This is a genomic window from Aquibium sp. ELW1220, from assembly GCF_030398385.1.
Taxonomy (GTDB): Bacteria; Pseudomonadota; Alphaproteobacteria; order Rhizobiales; family Rhizobiaceae; genus Aquibium.
Genome location: NZ_JAOAOQ010000107.1, coordinates 1 through 1,368, shown reverse-complemented (window position 1 = coordinate 1,368; position 1,368 = coordinate 1). Strand labels below are relative to the sequence as shown.

Sequence of the window (1,368 nt, the reverse complement as noted above, 5' to 3'; positions counted from 1 at the left end):
CATCGCCAGGGCCGTTGTAGCAATCCGATCGCACTTCATGCCGAACCGCGTCAAGGCGGCTCGCTGGTGAGCGGGCGATCCTGTCAACTCGGAAAAACCGTGTGGCGCTGATCGCGCTTACAAACGATCCCTAGCTGGATACGGAAGAAGTCGGCCATCGGTCACCTCCCGCGGCCGGATCGGGGGCCGCCTGGATCTTTTTCCGAGCAACGTCGCGTCAGCGATGTATAGGCGAGCCTGTCGTTTGCGATTTCTTCCTTCATGTCTTGATGTTGTGCCGGGCCTTGCGCCGGCGTAAATCCGGCCAAAACATATTCCCGGAGGCGCCAGTTACTGGAGGGGAATAATGGCCGGCACTATCGAAGAGAAGCTTCGACTGGCACGGCTGCGGGAGCGAGACGCACGTGCGAAGACGGCACGTTTGCGTCGGGCGCTCGACCAGTCCAACCGTCGCACGCGCAACCAGGTCAAATATACGCTCGGCGCTGCCGTGCTAGCGCTCGCAGATTCTGGCAAGGGGGAGCAGTTCGTGTCGGGGCTGCGCCGCTGGCTCGATCACTATCTCAGTCGGCCGGAGGATCGCACTGTATTGCGCCACACGCTGTACTCCCTAGACGCGTCGGAGAGCGACCATGGACGCCAGTAAGCGACGCTTCATCGATCTGTTGCAGGACATCCACGTCGGCCGCGTCCCTTCAGCCGCTGCTCGCGCAGCATCCAGACATGATGCTGGTCGCCGCCGGAACTGCGGTTGTGAATCGGCATGCAATTTTGACCCCCTAGACGGGAGGATCGGCGTCCAATTTTGACCCCCCTCATGAAGTCGATCTGCGACCATCCGTTCGTTTTGGCGAGCGGGTGGAGAGGGGATGAAGACAGTGGACACGATTGCCCGGGTTCGGCGTGCCTTTCATGTGCAGGGGTGGTCGCTCAAGCGGATCTGCCGCGAGCTGCACATGTCGCGCAACACGGTCCGCAAGATTCTCAGGTCCGACGAGACCTCGTTCTCCTCTGAGCGGGAGCGACAACCGAAGCCGAAGATCGGCCCGTGGAAGGACCAGCTCGACGGGTTCCTCAACGGCAATCTCGGCAAGGCGGCGCGCGAGCAACTGACGCTGATCCGGATTTACGAGGAACTGCGCGCGCTCGGCTATGAGGGCGGCTACGACGCCGTGTGCCGCTATGCGAAGAGCTGGGCGAAGACGAGAGGATCGGCGACGGCCGAGGCCTACGTGCCGCTGTTCTTGGCACCGGGCGAAGCCTACCAGTTCGACTGGAGCCACGAGATCGTCCTGCTCGCCGGCGTGACGGTGACCGTGAAGGTCGCCCACGTCCGGCTCTGCCACAGCCGCATGATGTTCGTGCGGG

General features: G+C 62.6%; 1 protein-coding gene and 1 pseudogene. Both read left to right on the top strand.

Annotated elements, in window-relative coordinates:
* The first annotated feature begins 346 nt into the window (after nt 1-346).
* Entirely contained in the window at nt 347-646 is a 300-nt protein-coding gene (locus N1F91_RS30900; protein WP_289997748.1) for a hypothetical protein, read from the top strand.
* 223 nt (nt 647-869) lie between these two features.
* Nucleotides 870-1,368, top strand: a pseudogene (locus N1F91_RS30895) (helix-turn-helix domain-containing protein); the annotation flags it as partial.